Source organism: Lysinibacillus sp. NPDC047702 (assembly GCF_050272555.1).
Classification (GTDB): Bacteria; Bacillota; Bacilli; order Bacillales_A; family Planococcaceae; genus Lysinibacillus.
The window spans coordinates 1-20014 of record NZ_JBNNMG010000084.1 but is presented as its reverse complement, the minus strand read 5'-3'; the positions used below and the strand labels follow the sequence as shown (position 1 = coordinate 20014).

General features: G+C 36.8%; 13 protein-coding genes. 2 read left to right on the top strand and 11 right to left on the bottom strand.

Annotated features, from left to right (window positions below; all coding sequences use genetic code 11):
- Positions 1–238: 238 nt before the first annotated feature.
- Positions 239–1138, bottom strand: coding sequence for a DMT family transporter (locus tag ACQKIM_RS25160; protein WP_427549186.1), 900 nt, complete (start codon positions 1136–1138; stop codon positions 239–241).
- A 134-nt stretch (positions 1139–1272) separates the two neighbouring features.
- On the opposite strand from ACQKIM_RS25160, the gene ACQKIM_RS25155 reads away from it, so the two are divergent.
- Positions 1273–1992: an MgtC/SapB family protein gene (locus ACQKIM_RS25155; RefSeq protein ID WP_427549184.1), complete on the top strand. Its 720-nt coding sequence runs from the start codon at positions 1273–1275 to the stop codon at positions 1990–1992.
- A 15-nt stretch (positions 1993–2007) separates the two neighbouring features.
- Positions 2008–3000: a cation diffusion facilitator family transporter gene (locus tag ACQKIM_RS25150; RefSeq protein WP_427549182.1), complete on the top strand. Its 993-nt coding sequence runs from the start codon at positions 2008–2010 to the stop codon at positions 2998–3000.
- A gap of 63 nt (positions 3001–3063) precedes the next feature.
- On the opposite strand, the gene ACQKIM_RS25145 is transcribed toward ACQKIM_RS25150, so the two are convergent.
- From ACQKIM_RS25145 to ACQKIM_RS25100, 10 genes are all read right to left on the bottom strand, one after another.
- Complete coding sequence (locus tag ACQKIM_RS25145) at positions 3064–3795, bottom strand: hypothetical protein (protein WP_427549180.1); 732 nt, start codon at positions 3793–3795, stop codon at positions 3064–3066.
- 415 nt (positions 3796–4210) lie between these two features.
- On the bottom strand, positions 4211–5374 hold the full coding sequence (locus ACQKIM_RS25140) for an iron-containing alcohol dehydrogenase (protein WP_427549178.1): 1164 nt from the start codon (positions 5372–5374) through the stop codon (positions 4211–4213).
- Positions 5375–5442: 68 nt separating this feature from the next.
- Complete coding sequence (locus tag ACQKIM_RS25135) at positions 5443–6549, bottom strand: response regulator (RefSeq protein ID WP_427549176.1); 1107 nt, start codon at positions 6547–6549, stop codon at positions 5443–5445.
- Positions 6546–9608 carry an ATP-binding protein gene (locus ACQKIM_RS25130; protein WP_427549174.1) on the bottom strand — a complete coding sequence of 1021 codons (3063 nt, stop codon included), beginning with the start codon at positions 9606–9608 and terminating at the stop codon, positions 6546–6548. The genes ACQKIM_RS25135 and ACQKIM_RS25130 overlap by 4 nt, the downstream gene beginning before the upstream one ends.
- Positions 9609–9821: 213 nt before the next feature.
- Positions 9822–10109, bottom strand: a complete 288-nt coding sequence (locus ACQKIM_RS25125) for a hypothetical protein (RefSeq protein WP_427549173.1) — start codon at positions 10107–10109, stop codon at positions 9822–9824.
- A gap of 51 nt (positions 10110–10160) precedes the next feature.
- Complete coding sequence (locus tag ACQKIM_RS25120) at positions 10161–10304, bottom strand: hypothetical protein (RefSeq protein WP_427549172.1); 144 nt, start codon at positions 10302–10304, stop codon at positions 10161–10163.
- 297 nt (positions 10305–10601) lie between these two features.
- Positions 10602–16181 carry an S-layer homology domain-containing protein gene (locus ACQKIM_RS25115; RefSeq protein ID WP_427549170.1) on the bottom strand — a complete coding sequence of 1860 codons (5580 nt, stop codon included), beginning with the start codon at positions 16179–16181 and terminating at the stop codon, positions 10602–10604.
- 730 nt (positions 16182–16911) lie between these two features.
- A complete protein-coding gene (locus ACQKIM_RS25110; RefSeq protein WP_427549168.1) occupies positions 16912–18156 on the bottom strand; it encodes a Glu/Leu/Phe/Val family dehydrogenase in 1245 nt (414 codons plus the stop codon).
- A gap of 83 nt (positions 18157–18239) precedes the next feature.
- Entirely contained in the window at positions 18240–19433 is a 1194-nt protein-coding gene (locus ACQKIM_RS25105; RefSeq protein WP_427549166.1) for an ornithine--oxo-acid transaminase, read from the bottom strand.
- Positions 19434–19720: 287 nt separating this feature from the next.
- Positions 19721–20014 (bottom strand): aldehyde dehydrogenase family protein (locus ACQKIM_RS25100; RefSeq protein ID WP_427549164.1); only part of this gene is annotated, 294 nt, incomplete at its 5' end.

Sequence of the window (20014 nt, the reverse complement as noted above, 5' to 3'; positions counted from 1 at the left end):
TTTGATGTCCAAAATTTTTGTTTTGTTCACCAGCAGAAGCTAGCTACTAAAAACTTGATTGATTACGTTTTGCTTGTTCAGTTTTCAAGGTTCATATTTTATCGCCCATTATTTTCAGCGACTTTATTATCTTAACTTGTATTCAACAAGAAGTCAACAACTTTTTTCTAAAATCTTTTTATCAAGTCATCCTTCTTGTTAAGGACAAGTAATAATATATAATATAGCAATTTAAAAATCAAGCGTTTTTTGAAAAAAACTTAAAAATCTTTTTCTCATCGATAACAAACAAAAGTATTCCCATTATAACAATTAATCCTCCAATCAATTGTGTGACTATCAAATACTCTTTAAAAATCAGAAGAGCTAAAAGAGCCGCACCGATTGGTTCAAATAATATCGCAACGGAAACTACATTAGTACTAACGTATTTGATAGACCAATTAAATAGAGTATGACCAAATAAATTAGGAACTATCGCTAATAAAATAAACCATACCCAATCCATTACAGGATACGGACCAAAAGATTCGCCTTTAATAAGAACATAAATAAATAAGGTAATTGTACTAACAACATAAACTAGCATCGTGTAAGTCACAAGGGATAATCTTTTACGTACATCCTGGCCAAATAAAAAGTATGCTGTAACGAGTACACATGCAATAAGAGCTAGCATATCTCCATAAAACGCCGTACCACTAAGCTTAAAATCGCCCCAACTAATTAGAACACTTCCAACAATAGCGATAGCACCTGCAAAAATGGTTTTCATCGTAATTTTCTCTTTAAAGAAAAAATATGTACCCACAAATGCAAACAAAGGCTGTAATGTAACCAGCACTGTAGAGCTTGCGACAGATGTGTAATTTAGTGATTCAAACCACAAAATAAAATGGAACGCTAAGAATATGCCAGCAATAGAAGAGAATAACCAATCTCTTCTTGATAATTGTTGTAACTCTTTTGTGTATCTCCAAAAAAACAAGGGGGCCATAATCAAAACCGAAAATAACATACGATAAAATGCAATAATGCCCGCTTCTGCATTTGCTAATTTTACAAAAATAGCTGACAAGGATACAGAAATAACACCAATAAAAATTGGGATATATGGATGTATTTTAGGTTTATCCATAAAACCTCACCCCCATTAAAAAAATACTTATACTTCCATACTTTCGTGATGTACAATACAAAAATGTAATGCACATATAATAATGACAGCTTGCATATCTCTTAGCAATACGAAATAACTGTGGAGGGTTGCGTATGGAAATATTATTAGGAAATATGATTACATATGAAGTTGGCATAAAATTAGTGATTGCAGCCACATTAAGTTTAGTCATCGGTATTGAAAGGGAATTAAAAAAGAAACCCGTAGGATTAAAAACAAGCTTGGTTATTGCAACATTTAGCTGTCTATTAACTATTATTTCAATTGAAACTGCGTACTCCACGCCACCAAGGTCAGACATTAATATCACAATGGACCCACTTCGCTTGGCAGCCCAGGTAGTCAGTGGCATTGGATTTCTTGGAGCGGGTGTAATTTTAAGACGTGGAAACGATAGTATCTCAGGTTTAACAACGGCTGCAATGATTTGGGGAGCTGCAGGAATTGGTATTGCCGTTGGTGCAGGATTCTATATGGACGCAACATTAGCTGTTATTATTATTGTTTTTGGAATTGAGGTTTTATCGCCTTTCCTAATGAAAATAGGACCAAAACGAATTCGTATGCGAGAAGTATCATTGAAGGTTCAGATTTACAATGATGAGAAAACGGAAGACTTTTTACAATTTCTAAAAGAGAACAATATTATTATTGAGAACATCCGCATTAAAGATATCCCAAATAACGGGAATGTTTTACATGAATTAGATTTACGTCTATCATTAATCGTCTCTGATAACCTACTGTCATTTTATCGTTCATTGCGCGCCTTATCTTATATAGAAAAAATCGAAATGGAAATTTTAAACTAGTTGGAGGATTCTACGATGGCAGAAATATTAAAACTATTAAAAGACGGTAATAAACCCTCCCTTTTGGCTGCAGGTGTAAATGCATTCTTAGGATTAATTAAGGGCATTGCGTTTTTCTTTACGGGTAATGTCGCCATGTTTGCTGAAATGATGCACTCACTAGGTGATGCAGCAAACCAATTTTTTGTATACATCGGTTCTGCTCTCTCAAAAAAGGCACCAACAAAACAGTTCCCTAGTGGCTTTGGTCGAATAGTCAATTTGGTTTGTCTTTTTGCGGTAATTATTGTGGCTATTCTTTCTTATGAAACTGTCAAAGAGGGCTGGCATCATTTTATCCACCCTACAGGTGAATCTAAAGGAATGCTCATAGCACTTGGTGTACTTTTTATCGGGGTTGTGTTAGAAGGAACTGTTCTCGCCAAAGCTGCTATAGAGATTTTACATGAAGCAGGGCAGGAAAAAGCAGGCATTTCAACCATTCCTAAAGCTTTTGCTTACTTAAATCGAGCGAAACCAGCGACAAAATTAGTATTTATGGAAGACTTAGTAGCTACAGGTGGTAACATCTTGGCTTTTGGTGCTATTTTAATTGCACATTTTACAGGTTGGGCAAATATTGAAGGGCTTGTTTCAATGATTATCGGCTGTATGATGTTTTATGTAGTAGCCAAGGTATTCCTTGATAATGCGCGCGGAGTGATCGGTGAAACAGATGAAGAAATGCTGAATCACATTGCTCATTTAGTTTTGGATGATCCAAACATTCAAGATATCGTCCGTTTAGAAGTTATTAAAGAAGGCGAATTTTTACATATAGAATTAGTTGCTGAAGCAGATGCTAACTTATCATTAGCCTTTTTAGACGATGTACGTGACCATTTAACAGAAGTAATTTTAAGCCAGAAGGGTGTATCGAAAGTAGCTATATTATTTGATGAGGATGATGGAAAACTAGAATGGACACATATTGGCGATAGACCTGTTAACTCAACTTTTGAACAATAGCCCTCTATCCATTGAATAAACAAGAAACAGCCAATTGCCATATTTCAGGCAGTTGGCTGTTTTTTATACTGACTTTAGGTGACTTCTTTTTATTACTTCTTCGTTTAAGCAGTCTGGTAACTCCTCATTACTAACAAAAACATGATTAGTAATCATAAACGTTAATAACATTTTTAATGCGATAATCTTTTTTACACCTTGCTGTTGAATAACAATTTTTGAAAATTTTAATGTAGCTGAACGATTGGCCAATGCATATTCCTCTGCATTAGTTATTTCTCTTCCATCTGTATGGCATCCTAAAACAAAGTTACCAGCATAAGAATCTTTTAATACATTAGGATGCATCGATTCGTAATGGACCTCTGCAATTGAATCTTCAACATTCATCAATTGATGCGCTACCAAATAATGCTTAAAAGCACCTTTTAAATCTATTGCAATAGCTGTATCTTCCAAGATTGTTCGATAATAAGCTAGAACAATTTCAGCATCACCTAAATAAGGCTTCACTTCTGCAATAATTTCACCAGAAGGACGTACAAATAATTGTACAATTGCTTTATTTACACCATCTGTAAAGATAATATTCGTTTGACCAAAGCGTAAACTTTTGAAAAATATACTTTGATCAACGATGTATCCTGCAACTATTTGGTCATTTTCAATTTGCAGTGATTTCGCTTCAATTCCCAATACTTCTACACAATTTTGCATTTTATAAACATGTTGCTGAAATGGCGTCTCAATATAACGTAATGTGACAATTCGGTCTTCAAGCAATTGTTTCAACATTTGCTCCCTCTCCAATCTATATTTAATATTGTATTTATTTTAATAAACCCAGTTGAACAAATTCTGAACAATCCTACATTAAGTACTTAAATACGACAACAAATCTACTATTTTAAACAGATTTTTTTATAACAAAATACAGTCATTTACTCTAACCTGATACAATTAAATGAAAAATATCCCGAAAATAAACACAAAATATTCAGAAATAAAATAATAACTTAATATAATCATTACCTTTCTCATACTAATTTTTTCAATTCAAGTATTTTTTCTTTTTTGTATCGGTCTATTTAATTATATTGTAGGTCAAAAGAAACTTCTACGACAAATTTCAACACTTTGGGTTAAGTTTCCTTAACCTTTGCACAAAAAAATACGAGACTACAACAGTAGCCTCATATCTAGGTCAATATTAAAGAGAATTTTGTAAAATCGTACGCACATCTTCCTCTTGTAATTTATTAAAATTGCCAAATGGTCCATTTTGCATAGCATGCTCAACAATTTGATTGAATTTTTCATTATCAATATCATAATCCGCTAGACGATTTGGTGCTCCTAAAGAAGTCCAAAATGCAGATAAACGGTCGATTCCCTCATAAGCAATCTCTTCTGACGTCTTTCCTGCCGCATCCACTCCAAATACTCGTGTTGCAATGCCTGCAAAACGCTCAGGATTCACTTTTACACTTAAACGCATCCAGTGTGGCTGTAAAATAGCTAACCCGCCAGCATGCGGAATATCGTACACGGCAGATACAGCATGTTCAATATTATGAGATGCCCAATCGCCTTGGGAACCAATTGATAAGAAGCCATTTAATCCAATTGTTCCTGCCAATAAAATCGTTTCACGTAACTTAAAATTCTCTAGGTCTTGTAATAAATTAGGTGCCGTAGTAATGACTGTTCGCAATACACCCTCACACATTTCATCTGTAATCGGTGTATTTGTCGTATTATGGAAGTATTGCTCAAGGACATGCGACATCATATCCACGATTCCATAAATGGTATGATTTTTTGGTACCGTCACCGTATAAGCAGGATTTAAGATAGAGAATTTTGGAAAAACGGCAGGGCTGCCCCAGCTTAATTTCTCTTCTGTAGCTGCGTTTGTAATAACTGAGCCTGAATTCATTTCAGAACCTGTTGCAGCCAGTGTTAAAACCGTTCCAAGAGGTAGTGCTTCCTCTACAAGTACTTTGCGCTTCACAATATCCCATGCATCGCCATCATATTTAGCACCAGCAACTATTAATTTTGAACAGTCAATAACTGAACCGCCCCCAACTGCTAGAACAAGATCGATTGCTTCTTTCTTACAAATATCAATGCCGAGTCTTGCAGTTTCTACACGTGGATTTGGCTCAACATCGCTCAATTCAAATATTATTTTATTCGCTTCTTGTAATTTTTCGATGACAGCGCTGTACACTCCGTTTTTCTTAATACTGCCTCCTCCATATACAACTAATACCTTTTTTCCAAACTGCGTTAACTCTTTCGGTAATTTCTCCAGTGCATCTTCACCAAAATGTAATTTCACTGGATTATAAAATGTAAATGAATCCATCCAATTCGCCCCTTTCTACTTGGATTTTCTCATATTTATGTTGAAGAAAGCAAAGAATTAAGATTGCCTTAAACACGAATCATGTAAGCATTATAAATACTAAGAATTTTCTCTGGAACTGATATACCAATTTCCGCTAATTTCTCTTGTATCCTCTTATAATACTGTATACAATCCTGTTTTTTGTTTTGCCCAATTAAAAATTCTAATAGTAGAAACATATAATCTTCGTTAAACTCATCTAGCTCTAGCATCTTTTGTAAACAGTTTAATTTTAGCAATGAATTAATGGAATCCGTAGTAGTAATATACATTTCGAGCACATGTAAAACCCCTTGCTTTAAGCGCAGCTGGGTTTGAATAGCCCAAGGGTACTCCTCCTCTGCTAAAAATTCACCTTCATAGCAATTTAAAAGCTGCTGGATGGATATTTCATCATGCCTTTTCTGCTCTAGGAAATGAATCAGTTTATCATAGTCACTAGCAATTTTCACATTTAATTGATAATGGTTATTGACCAATTGAATTGGATCCTGAATGCCGTTTTCCTTAAAAAGCTTCCTTAGCTGGTAAATAGACGTATGTAAATTACTTGCTGCCTTCTCAAATTCTAAATCAGGCCAGAGCTCCTCTATTATGACAACATTTAACATAGGCTTTTTTTGATGAAACCATAAATATAAAAATAGTTCTCGTACTTTCCTCGTACGCCACTTCATAACCTCCTGTTGTGCATTTTGTAAATAAAAGCTTCCGAATGTATGTGCATATAAGAGATGCTCTTTCTCCTCTTTTATTACATTTTCTTGTAATTGCAACTTCTGCTGTGCTTTCATCAACGCCTTAATAAGTCGTTTCTCATGAACAGGTTTTAACAAATAGTCAGTTGCCTCTATGTCAAATGCATCCACTGCAAATTGTGCATGTGCTGTTACAAATATTATTTGAATAGATGGATTCCTTCTTAATTGTTTCGCTACCTGTAAACCATGCACATCAATCATTTCTATATCTAAAAAAACAACATCAATCAATTCTTTTTTAAGAAATTCCAGTGCATCATTTGCATTTGTAAATGTTCCTCTAATCGAAATCTGAAACTCTGTAAGTTGATTTAATTTGAAACGTAAAACATCAATAGCCATTCTTTCATCATCTATGATGATAATATTCATGCTCCATCACCCTCCGGCAATAGTATTAGAATAGTTGTCCCCTTGCCTTCCTCGCTATATAAACGAAAGCTCGCATTTTTCATTAATTTAAATTTTTTTAGTGGATTTGTAAAACCAATGCGCGAACTTTCTTCATTCATTAATTGTTGTAACTTTTTAGCAGGTATACCAACTCCATTATCATATATTTTAATCCGAACAAATTGTCCCTCCCGCTGGAGACTTACCTCAATTGCCCCCCCCTCTGGCTTTTTGGAAACACCATGAAAAACGGCATTTTCCACTAAAGGCTGCAGCGATAATGCTGGAATCATAAGTTGTATAGATTCATCAATATCATATTTGATAGTTAAACGATCACCAAAGCGCATTTTTTCAATATAAAGATATGCCTTTACAAGCTCTATTTCTTCTTCAACCAATACCATGCTGTTGCGATAGTGAACATTGAGCTTTGCGCGGAAGTATGTTGCTAAGGAGTATAATGCCTCCCTTGTATTATCCATATCAGTATAGCTCAAACCAATAATTGTATTGAGTGTATTATAGACAAAATGAGGTGTCACTTGTGAATATAAATGATTCATCTCAACCTCAATTGCATCTACTGATGATTGTCGAACAGCTAATAATGATTCGATTCGTAAAAGCAATTCATCCATGGCTACAGGCTTTTGTAAATAATCATTTGCTCCTACCTGCAAGGTTAGCACTAAATCAGAATGCTTCATAATAGCAGTTAAAACAATGATTGGAAGTTCTAACATATCATAATGCTTGCGCACCTTCTTACATAATTCATAGCCCGACATTCCCTCCATCATTAAATCGACTAGAATACAATCCACTTGATTCGTTTTAATATAATCGACAGCGTCAAAACCATTATCCACACCAATCACTGTATAGCCCTTTAAAGCCAGTACATCTGCTAACACCTTTATATTGATATGATCATCATCTACAACAAGTATTTTTTTATCATTACCTTTATGAATAAACGGTAGCTCAAGCTGTAGTATATCTGCTGAAGTTTGTGTAATGATTGCAAGTGAATTATCCTCACCAGCTTGATCCTTTGTGGCAAGCGGCATTGTGAATGCAAAGGTAGTTCCTTCACCAAAAGTACTTTTTACATCAATTGCACCGTTTAATTTATCTACAATATTTTTTGCAATGCTCAATCCTAATCCAAGACCATCCTTATGGTGATTATTTTTTACCTGATAAAATGCATTAAAGATACGTTCTAAATCCTGAGCAGGAATGCCTTTTCCTGTATCACTTACTTCGATAATCATATGTTTCTGCCGTTGATAAGCGGTTACAGTAATTTCTCCAATTTCGGTATGCTGGATAGCATTGTGTAATAGATTGTACAATATCTGTTTAAAGCGCAATTCATCTGTCAGCATGGGTGGCAATGTCATATCTACTTCAACGAGTAATCGTACGTAACTATTTGCAGGCATTACACTACGTATTTCTGTAACTACATCATTTATAATGCTTATAGGTACAGTACGAGGCGAAACGCGTAGTTCACCTGACATATGATTGGATGAGAACAATAAATCTTCCACTAAATGTCCTAGGCGCTGCGTTATATTATGAATTAATATCACTTGCTCTTGTTGAGTTCGTTTTAATGGCCCTTGTGCACCCTCCATTAATAATTTTGATAGATTTAAAATGCCATTTAAAGGTGTACGTAATTCATGGGAGGTTTTCAGTAAAAATTCATCCTTCATCTGATTATGTGTTCGCAATTCTTCTGTTATAGCTTCTAGTTTCATAAAAGTAGTATTGGCACGATAGTTTAATAATGAGGAAAAGCCTACTAATACACATAAGAAAAGCACTAACTCACTATAATCAACCGGTATTTCTGTTAAAAAATTAACGATAATTAAGAACGCATAGCAACAAATCGCTACAAAGACAATTAATACATAAGAAGCTCCCTCTAAATTCCTTAAAATAATACGAATTAAAATTAATGCGATATAGATAATTCCTGGTGTTACAAAAGCTATATATGTGATCTGTAGAATAACCAAAGCTTGTTCAGTCACTTCACTATTATCGAGATAAAAAGGATTAGAAATACCATAGATCAAAAAAGTAAAACCTAGAAAAATAACAAATGTATAAACCACTTTCTTCTTTACCACTTGTGGATACATAGTATAAAGAAAAAGTGTCAGACACATATTTACGAGTGGGACGATGCCGAGTTGTAAACGTAGCTGATTATTAATCAATTCTATGGGAACAATCTGAAAGAAAATTTTCATATTAATAAAGGACAAATAAAAACCCATTAGTATCATAAACAGCCCAAGATACAATTCTTCTTTTCGTTTGCGATTTTGTCCGTAGCTAATCAGATAGATGATACCAAAGACAATATGACCCATACTCGCTACTATATCATTCAATTTTTTTTGATCATAAAAATTCTGTATCTTTTCAGTTGTACTAAATTCAACAGGATACACAATTCCTGAAGTTGGATACTGATTATAGCTAGCTACCTGTATTAAAATATCAAGTACTTGCTCCTTACTTTGTCCAATGACAATAAATTTATCATCATTCTCTGATTGAAACTCTATAAAAGATGTACTTGGATTTCCTTTTCCCCCAACCTCCATACCATTAATAAACACTCGACTAGATGTGTGTATATATCTAAAAAATAAACCATATTGTCTTTCTGTTGGAACTTTTATGGAAATATGATATGTACCCACAATAGGACCATCTTCATTAAATTGAAAATTCCCCTCCCATTTATCAGGAACTTTTAAAAATATCCGTTGATCTGTATAGTCATTTAATGACTGTTGGGGCGATAGCAGTAAATTTGGATAAAAGGACCACTCTCCATTAAGCTTAATAGTTCTATTATTTTCAAGTTGTTCACTAGACACAATCGCCATCCCCTGTTTCACGATCGGGGCATCATCTTCAAAAAAGTAATGTCCATTCCCGATTATAATAACAATGGCAAATAACATAATAATACTTATCGCTATTAAAAAATTCTTTTTCATACTCATGCCCCTGCCATTTGTTTATATTTGTTAATTTTTAATTTTTAAAATAATAGCACTAAAGTTATTATAATATTATAAATACTTTAAAGAGAATGGGGAAAGATTAAAAAGAAGCAACCTCCGAGAAAATCTCACAAGGTTGCCATATATATCACTAAGCTAGAAAGTGCGTCAAAAATACATCTTTTAAACAGCTCAAGCGCTACAGAACTACTTTAACCCTTCCTCTAAAGTAGAATTAGCATCTGTATTTACATTTACTGAATGCCCTGCAGGAAGATTTAATGCAACCCCAGGAGTACTAGCACCTTTTGCGGTAATTGGTGAATTATTTAAAGTGAGTGTTCCTGTAAGTACTGTTGAAATACAAAATACCGGTTTCCTAGCAATTTTAGCTTCTACATAAAATGACTCCTCTGTTTGTGGTGTTACATTCTGATGTTTGTCAGTTAAAATAGTAACAGTCACTGTATCTCCTGAAGTGACATTTCCTATCAACTTACTAGTCCACTTTGTAAGAGTTAGATTCCAAGTCCCTTCTGTAATGTTTTACCCATTAATGATTATTTCATCAAATGACGCAAATGGTTTGTTAAATGTTAGCTCAACCTTGTTTTCTGACATGATGAAGCCATTAGTATTTTCAGCTTGAAGTGCTATTTTTGTAATACTTGGCTCCTTACTTTCGATCATTATTGTCTGGTGCTACAACTGCCACTGCACTACTTGCCATGACTGTAACCATCGCTATTCTAAATAGTTTGTCATAAAGTGCTGTACTATTTTTCATTTATTGTTCTCCCCTTCGCTAAATATTGGCTTCATAACTTTACTATTTAGTCTATCAAGGGGTACCTGAACAAAATCTGAACAGATCATCTATTTATTACAAAAAAATTCTTTTCAATCAATTAATAATTTTATTTATTTCCCCATAAATAACTGAAAAACAGGCTAAAAAGTACTTAGCCTGTAATTGCCCAAACGTATTCAATTAATCTGCTCTTGCCCCTCTTCATCAATGAAATATGCATGAGGATTCGCTGCCTCTTCAATTTCGTTAAACGCCCAGTGTGTTGCTTTTACATCTGGGAAGCTTGGTGCTGTCACGCCATGTAGCGGACCACGCTTGAACATGCGGTTCATCATGACCACAGCTTGAGCACGTGTTAAATGCTCGTCTGGCGCAAAGCTACCATCCTGACGACCGTTGATGATGCCTGCCGCACGATTTGCTTCGATAATCCATTGTGCCCAATGACCTTTTGTATCGTTGAATGTAATCGCTACATTCTCTTCGATATGCAGTTGCTTAAAGTTCGCCACTACAGTTGCCATTTGTGCACGTGTAATGTTTTCGCTTGCACGGAAGTTGCCATTGACATCGCCATTCATAATGCCACGCTCTTTGACAAAGGCAATGGCACCCGCTGCGTAATGATCGCTTGGAATATCCTTAAATGGTGCAGTATTTACTGTACCATCTGTATAGCCTAAGATACGCGCAATCATTGTTGCCACTTGAGCACGTGTTACGTTTTTCTCTGGACCAAATGTACCATCTTGGAAGCCTTTAATATAGGCATCATGCTCTTTTACTTCTACAGGTGATTTTGTTTCTTCTTCTTTATTCACCTGAATAATTGTAAATGTACTGAACTTCTCCACTGTAAAGCGTAGGCCTAGCTCACCCTTCGTCATTGTTACCACTTCAGGGATAATCACTTTTTTCTCCCCATCGGAGTGTTCAATAAATACGGCTAATTGCTTAAGGAATGCCTCACGCTCTGCTGTATTTGTTGGGATTTTCACGCCTTTTAATGGCAATGTTACCTGTACAGGACGACTTGGCATATTCGTTTCGATTGTCATTGGACGTGCCACTACATGCACATCATTGCTTTGAAGTGTCTCACGTACAACGCGCTCTGCACGTGCACGCTCTTCAATAGCTTGACGCTCACTTTCCTTCTTCACAGGTACTAAACGGAAGTAGAAGTTATCGTCAATACCTTCCATCGAACTCACTGGAATCGCAATATGTCCGTTTTCTGATGAAATTTCTAAAGATAAGCCGTTATCGCGTAGTAACTTCAAGGACTCTTTTGGAACTTCAACTTTCGCTTCCTTCACCTCATCATTGACATCTGGCAATACGATACGCGCAATATCGTTACCGATTTCTTTTGCCTTTGCCACAGCTTCTTTTGCATTGGCTTCTGTTAGAGCAACAAAGTCCGTGATATCGCCATTAGCATGCTTTGTACGCTCGATCTCTACGGTTGTTTTTTCTAGTGGTTTTTCCCCATCGATTTCAAGCTCTACTTGGATTTTTGTTTTTGTTTCACCTGGTGTCGGTGTTACGGGTGATGTAGGTGTTGTTGTGCCACCAGAATTTCCACCCGGGTAAGATGTATCGGCTTGACGGTAGATTTTCACTGTATAGTGCTTCTCGTTACCATTTGCATCTTTTACTGTAATGACAAGTATGTTTTCGCCTATACGCAATGGAATTTGTCCAATATTGCCTGGCTGTCCATTAACGGTTGTCGTCACTGACGCACCAGCTTCCACTGGAATCGTTGTAAAGTCAATAACAGCTGTTGGATAGCCCACAGTCATTGTGTAATCTGTTACACCTGTTTGGAAGCTTGGACTTAACGTACCTGTGGATGGGGTTAATGTGCCTAACCCTTTGCCTATTTTCACAAGTGTATTTTGTGCTGTTGTTAATTTGGCTAGTGTTGTATCGACTTCTTCCTGTGTTGCGTTTGGATTTGTTAATACTTCATTCGCTTTTTGTAAAGCAATCTTATATTGTGTCCAGCTCTCTGATGTATAGTTTTCACCGATAAGTAATTCGGACTCTTTTGCTTTATTTTGTAGGGCTGTTTTATCCACTACTGGCTGTGTTGCCACTGTAAATGTATGTTTCTTTGTTACCGTTTGTTGACCATTTTTTGCTGTTGCAATGATTGTGTATATGCCATCTGGTAAATCTGTTGGTGGTGTAAATGTCCATTCACCTGTTACTGGGTCGACTGTTGCCGCCACATCTACCAACAGAGACTCATCCTTGTCATTTTTCAAGACAATTGTTACTGTGGATGGCGTTGTGGTTACAGCCACCTTCCCACCAATTGTCGGCTGCGGATTAGCTGTCACTGCATCTGGCTGTGTAATTTGGAACGCTGCGCTGTATGGGTCCTCTGCCACCATTTCAAAATTCTCTACAAGCGCACCTGTCGCTCCCTTACCTTTTAAATTTCCTGCACCATTATAAATAACCTTCACTTCTTTATTCGTCACGTCTGTCCCATTCGGTAATGTGAAAATCACTTTTTTATTGTCAGTTGGATCAACTTCAACTGTTGGTGTTACTGGCGTGCCATCCACCATGACAGTAAAGCCTGTTAAATCTGTTAGCTCTACTTCTTGATTGAATGTCAGTGTCACTTTATTGCCGTCTGTTACAGTTTGTGTCAGTGCCACACTTGTTGGTTTTGGTGCTTTTAAGGCATTTTGTGCATCTTCTAATGCCTGTAATGCCGCATTTACCTCTGCTTGTGTGGCACTTGGGTTATCAAATACAGCTTTCGCCTTTGTTAATTCGTTTTGTAATGCTTTCCAGCTATCTGGTGTGTAGTCTGTTTGTGTTAAGCCCTTTACTTCTGTGATTTTATTGCTAAGCGCTGTTTTATCAACAAGTGTTAAATCTTTATTAAATTCATTTACAGGAACATCATTTGTGCCTGTTAAATGGCCTTGTCCATCATACGCCACTTTTACGGATTTACCAGTCGCATCTGTCCCTGTTGGTAATGTAATCAGTAGTCGTTTTGGATTTGCAGGATCTACTTTAAGATCGGCATTCGTAAGTGTAATTGTTTCAGTACCTACAGTCACAGTAAACCCAGTTGCTTCAGGAGCTGTTAATTTGATGTCTTTATCAAATGTCACGGCAATTTGATTTTGATTCGCTGTGATTTCTTCCACTTTCACGCTTTGCGGTACAGGTACATCCGCTGCAAACGTGAAATACTGACCATTAGCTAAAGTCGCTTTTGTAACATAGTAATCTGTACCTGCAACGGTCACCTCTGTCATTGGATGAGGTGTAACAGTAGTGAAATCTGTCTCACTTGCTCCCACTAATAATGTTGTACCAGTTGGCACAGAAGCTTTTGGAATCGCAATATTTACTTCACCAACACCACCCGTATTTTGTACTTTCCAAATACGTTCAGCATGGTTCTTATCTGTTGTGCCGACTGGCTTTGTAAATTTCAATGCTGCCCCATTATCGCCCCAGATTAAATATTGTTTATCTGTCAACGTACCATTATTAGCACTATTTGTATCAACAAGTGTGTCAAGCCCAATCACTACTTGTGTTCCTGCATTGATACTGCGGCTTTGTTTTTGATATAAAGCCTCTGCATCATCACGAGCAATACCAGCTATATTGTTTTTATACGTAGCATCTACTGTCCATACTGGGGTACTAGCAGTGTCCACATAGCTACTCGCTCCATTATTCAAGGTAATGCCATATTTTAAAGCTAAATAGCTGTCTACTTTATTTCGTTCAGTAGTGTCTGCTTTTGCATTTAAGGCAACAATTTCAGCAATATTACCATTCATGTTACCCATCTCGTTAGCTGGAGTTGTGTATTCATTCCGTTTACCAATTTGTGGTATTCCTGCAATAGCAAAGCTACCATTTGTATTTCCATTAACGCTACCGTCTTTATGCGAAATGCCTTGTGCAGTATTCCACAAATTGTACTCACCATCTTTGGGGAGAGACATGATACTATATGACCCATCACCTGAATACAGTCCATTAAGTTCACTATTATTCCAGAAATAATAGTCTGCCCCTCCATTTCGTAGTGTTGGGGAGAGAATAACCCCTTTAGTTGTTTGGGGAGATGTACCTTTTTTATTTCCATTCCACATCGCCACAGTATAAGCTTCTGTCATCGAGATTGATTTATTCCCTACAAAATAGTCAATACCATCAAATGACACTGAAGGATTAAAGTTAACACTTGAAGATTCAATTTTCGGATTTCCAGTTATTGAAAAATCATTTTCATTTGTTTCATCTTTCCATGCTGTCACATTTCCATTTACAGCAGTTGCACTATCTGCTTTTACCCATAAGGAAAGTTTAGATGTATCAATACTTCCAGGTGTTTTAGGAGTAGGGACATCCTCTGCAAACGTGAAATACTGACCATCTTCTAACATGACTTTTGCAGCATAATGAGGTGTGCCGTCTAAAGTAATCTCTGTTAATGTATGTTCAGTTGCTAGTGCAAAATCTGTATCGCTGTCCCCTACTCGTAATGTTGCGTTTTCTGGAAGTGCACTCTTTGGAATGGCAATTTCTACTTTACCCACACTTCCTGTATTTTGTACTTTCCAAATACGTTCAGCATGATTTTTGTTAGTTGTGCCGATTTGCTTTGTGAACGCTAGATCCTTGCCGTTATCGGCCCAAATCAAATATTGTCCATTTATCAATGACCCGGTGTTAGCCGCATTTGTTTCAGTGAGTGCATTAATACCAATTGCTACTTGTGTGCCTGTATGAATACTTCGACTTTGCTTTTGTAATAAATCTTCTGCATCATCATGTGCAATACCTGCAATATTGTGTTTGTATTCACTATCAGCGGACCAAACGATGGCATCATTCGTTGCTACATAGTCAACATTACCATCACCTAATGTAATACCATATTTTACAGCTAAATAGGTTTCGATTTTCGCACGTTCTACACTTGTTGAAGTATCAAACAAAATAATTTCTGCTACTTCTCCATTCAAACCTACCCAATTCGAACCACTAGTACCGGCAGTTGCTCCAATAACAGGTGTAATTGTCATTGGTCCAAACTGGGTTGATGGTGTCGAATTTTCCTTTCCATCAACTCTTGCTACATGAGAACTTTGATTAACAATTTCATAGTCAACTAGTTGATTTTGACCTCTTACCATTCCTTGGAAATATCGGTGTGTACTATTTGCACCAGTTCCTACAGCGAAAGCATTACTATGACCGCCTAAAATGTTAGCACCATAATTAATCGTTTCAATGGAACCAATCAATGTACCAATATGCCCACTTTGAGGAGTTTTATATACTGCATACCCCGACTGGAAAGTAATTTTTTTATCTCCAATTAACTTAGCAGAGTTACTATAATGGTTTGTACTTGAAGGATTACCAAAGATCACATTTGGGTTGAAGTTCACCCCATCCTCTTTATACTTCGGTGTTCTTGCTTCTTCTCCTAAAGGAACATGTAAAGTAAATGTATTATGTCCTGTTATATCAGTCCAGCCAGTTAACTGATCATTACTGTCCTTACTAGCTCCATCATTTGCCTTCAACCATAGTACTGGTTGTGTACTTACACCACCCGGACTCACAGGATCCGCTGCTTGCGCTTTTTTAGGCAATCCTGTCAGCGAAACACTACTTGTCAAAAGTGTAAGTGAAAGCATGACGGCAAGTGAACGCTTCCACCATTTTTTCTGTTTCGTTATGATATGCATCCTTTTTCCTCCCACCTATTTAAAATTCCGTTATTCATCATTAAATATTTTCGCCCCTTTCAAATTTTTAACACCGTCATACTTTAATTTACTATAGTCTTCCTGAACAGAATCTGAACAAAAAAGGAAAGGAACTTTTTATTCACAATAGTTCAATCTAGCTATATAACAGTTCTATCAACCTATACATATATTCTATCCATATGTTCAGAATTTGTTTAGATAGTTATTGTATAGTAGAGACAGTACATAGAATAAAGGAATTTTGCTTATGTTTATGTTAATTATTGTAATCGTTTGCTTTGTTGCTATTTTTGGTGGAATAGGGTTATTGAAATTTCTGCGTGTACAAAAGGTGCGGAATGAAAGAAAAGTGGTTTTAGAAAAGCGACTGGAGCATCTTATCCAAACAAATAAACACAAGTCGCCCCAAGACAAAAACGAGTCATCCTAATGATATAGGAATGACTCGTTTTGTATTTATCTATTTTATCCAGCATTAACGGGCAGTAATTTATCTGTACCGAAAGAGAAGCGTCAGGTACAAGACTCTCACCTCAAAATTCAGCGAAAGCAAAGAAGTCAGGTGGGAGATCAACTAAAGCCCGATTGAGGACAACACGATGTTGGTCACACAAGCATTTACGCAGGATGCGGAGTACTTAGCTTGTGTTCCTCTACAGCAATCAGCGGGATGAGGAATACCCTCACTGATTGAAGTTTCACTTTATTAAACCCATCCACGGAAGCGTGAAGCCTCAGCAGTGCGGCGAACACCTACCATATAAGCTGCTAAGCGCATATTAATGTTGCGTGTTGTCGCAGTTGTATATACATTATCAAATGCTTCCACCATTTTTTTGTATAAACGCTCTTCCACTTCTTCTTCAGTCCAGTAATAACCTTGGTTATTTTGAACCCATTCGAAGTAAGAAACTGTAACACCGCCTGCAGATGCTAATACGTCTGGTACAAGTAAAATACCACGTTCAGTTAAAATTTTCGTTGCTTCAGCTGTTGTTGGACCATTTGCTGCTTCTACTACGATGTTTGCTTTAATATTGTGTGCATTGTCAGCAGTAATTTGGTTTTCAATAGCGGCTGGCACTAAAATATCACAATCAAGCTCTAACAATTCTTTGTTTGAAATTGTGTTTTCAAATAAAGTAGTTACTGTTCCGAAGCTATCGCGACGATCTAATAAGTAGTCGATATCTAAACCTTCTGGATCATGAAGTGCACCATAAGCATCTGAAATCCCGATTACTTTTGCACCTAAATCATGCATGAATTTTGCTAGGAAGCTACCTGCGTTACCAAATCCTTGAATAACAACACGTGCACCTTTAATATTAATGCCACGTTTTTTCGCTGCTTCTTCGATAACAATTGTAACACCTTGTGCAGTTGCACGGTCACGACCTTGTGAACCACCAAGTACTAGCGGTTTACCAGTGATAAAACCTGGTGAGTTGAATTCGTCCATACGGCTGTATTCATCCATCATCCAAGCCATAATTTGAGCATTTGTAAATACGTCTGGCGCAGGAATATCTTTTGTAGGTCCTACGATTTGACTTACTGCACGAACATAACCACGGCTTAAGCGCTCGATTTCGCCCATAGACATTTGACGTGGGTCACAAATGACTCCGCCTTTACCACCGCCATATGGTAAATCGACAATACCACATTTCAATGTCATCCACATTGAAAGCGCTTTAACTTCTTCCTCAGATACTTGTGGGTGGAAACGTACCCCACCTTTTGTTGGACCAACAGCATCATTATGTTGTGCACGGTAACCAGTAAATACTTTTGTTGTACCATCATCCATTTTCACTGGGATGCGTACTTGTAGCATACGAAGCGGTTCTTTTAATAATTCATACATTGCTTCGTCATAGCCAAGTTTATTTAGAGCGTCTTGAATGACATCTTGAGTTGATGTGAACAGGTTTAAGTTTTCAGACATATTAAATCGCCTCTTTGTTTTTTTTAATGATAGTATATCGGCATCATTGTAACATACTTCCGAATTAAAATGTGAACATTTTGTTAAAGTTTAAATACTTTTTCAATTTGTTCAATTGACCAATCTAAATCTTCTTGTAAAATCACTAGTGGTGGAGCAAAACGAATAACTGTGTCATGTGTTTCTTTACATAGTAAGCCTAATTCTTTAAGTTTTTCACAGTATGGACGTGCCGCTTCTGTTAATTCCATCCCTATGAATAAGCCACGACCACGAACATCTTTAATAACAGAGTTGTTAATTGCTCGTAATTTACCTTTGAAATATTCACCAAGTTGTTGTGAGCGTTCAGCTAATTTTTCATCTAGTAATACTTTAATGGATGCAATAGATACAGCACATGCTAAAGGATTACCTCCGAAAGTTGAACCATGTGAACCTGGGTTGAAGACACCTAAGATATCACGGTTTGCAGCTACACAAGAAATTGGGAATACACCGCCACCCAAAGCTTTACCAAGGATGTACATATCAGGCTCTACTTCTTCCCAATCACAAGCAAACATTTTACCTGTACGTGCTAAACCAGCTTGGATTTCATCTGCAATAAATAATACATTGTTTTCACGGCAAAGCTCACGAGCCGCTTTTAAGAAGCCTTCTGGTGGAATCACGATACCAGCTTCCCCTTGAATTGGTTCAATTAAAAATGCAGCAGTGTTTGGTGTGATCGCTGCTTTCAAAGCTTCTAGGTTACCGTAGTCTACTAGCTTAATATTAGGTAGCATTGGACCAAAGCCACGACGATATTCTTCATCAGATGATAGTGAGACAGCCAGCATTGTACGACCATGGAAGTTACCATTACATGCAATAACCTCAGCCTTGCCTTGTTCTACACCTTTTACATCATATGCCCAACGACGTGCCGCTTTAAAAGCAGTTTCAACCGCTTCAGCACCTGTATTCATTGGTAATACCATTTGTTTATTTGTTAATTGTCCAACAAGCTCATACCATTCACCTAGGTTTTCACTATAGAATGCACGAGAAGTTAATGTTACTTTATCAGCTTGTTCCTTTAACGCAGCAATAATTTTCGGATGGCGATGTCCTTGGTTTACAGCAGAGTATGCTGATAACATATCTAAGTATTTATTGCCCTCTGGATCTTTTACCCAAGCACCCTCAGCCTCTGAAATTACGATTGGCAGTGGATGATAGTTTGCAGCACCATAATTTTGAGTTTGTTCAATTACTTGTTGTGTTTTTGTCATATCATATTCTCTCCTTACTTCTTCATGTTGATAACATCTGTGGAATAAGGGATAAGTTCAATAAGATAATTTAATAGAAATAATTTATTCATCAGCATTTTCTGAAAAAAGGATGAACAAGAATCTGTTAGCCTCCATAGGTGCTAAGTCGCCTCACATTTGTGTCTGCGGATTAACCATGTATGCATCCCCAAAGAAGTCTCACAGATTCTATTCAATATATATTACTTACAGAACAGCCCTTGCTTCAAAGTGGCTTTTCTTCCACTAACTTGACTTGTTAAAAATTAAAGCATTTCTGAAGTTGTTTTTGCTTGCATATGAAGCTGTAGGTAGTCTGGACCGCCAGCTTTTGAGTCTGTACCTGACATGTTGAAGCCGCCGAATGGTTGGTAGCCAACAATTGCACCTGTACAGCCACGGTTGAAGTAAAGGTTGCCAACATGGAATTCTTCACGAGCTTTTTCTAAGTTCATACGGTTCTTCGTAATGACTGCACCTGTTAATCCATATTCTGTATCGTTCGCAATTTCAATTGCTTGATCGAAATCTTTCGCTTTTGCAATCGCTACAACTGGTCC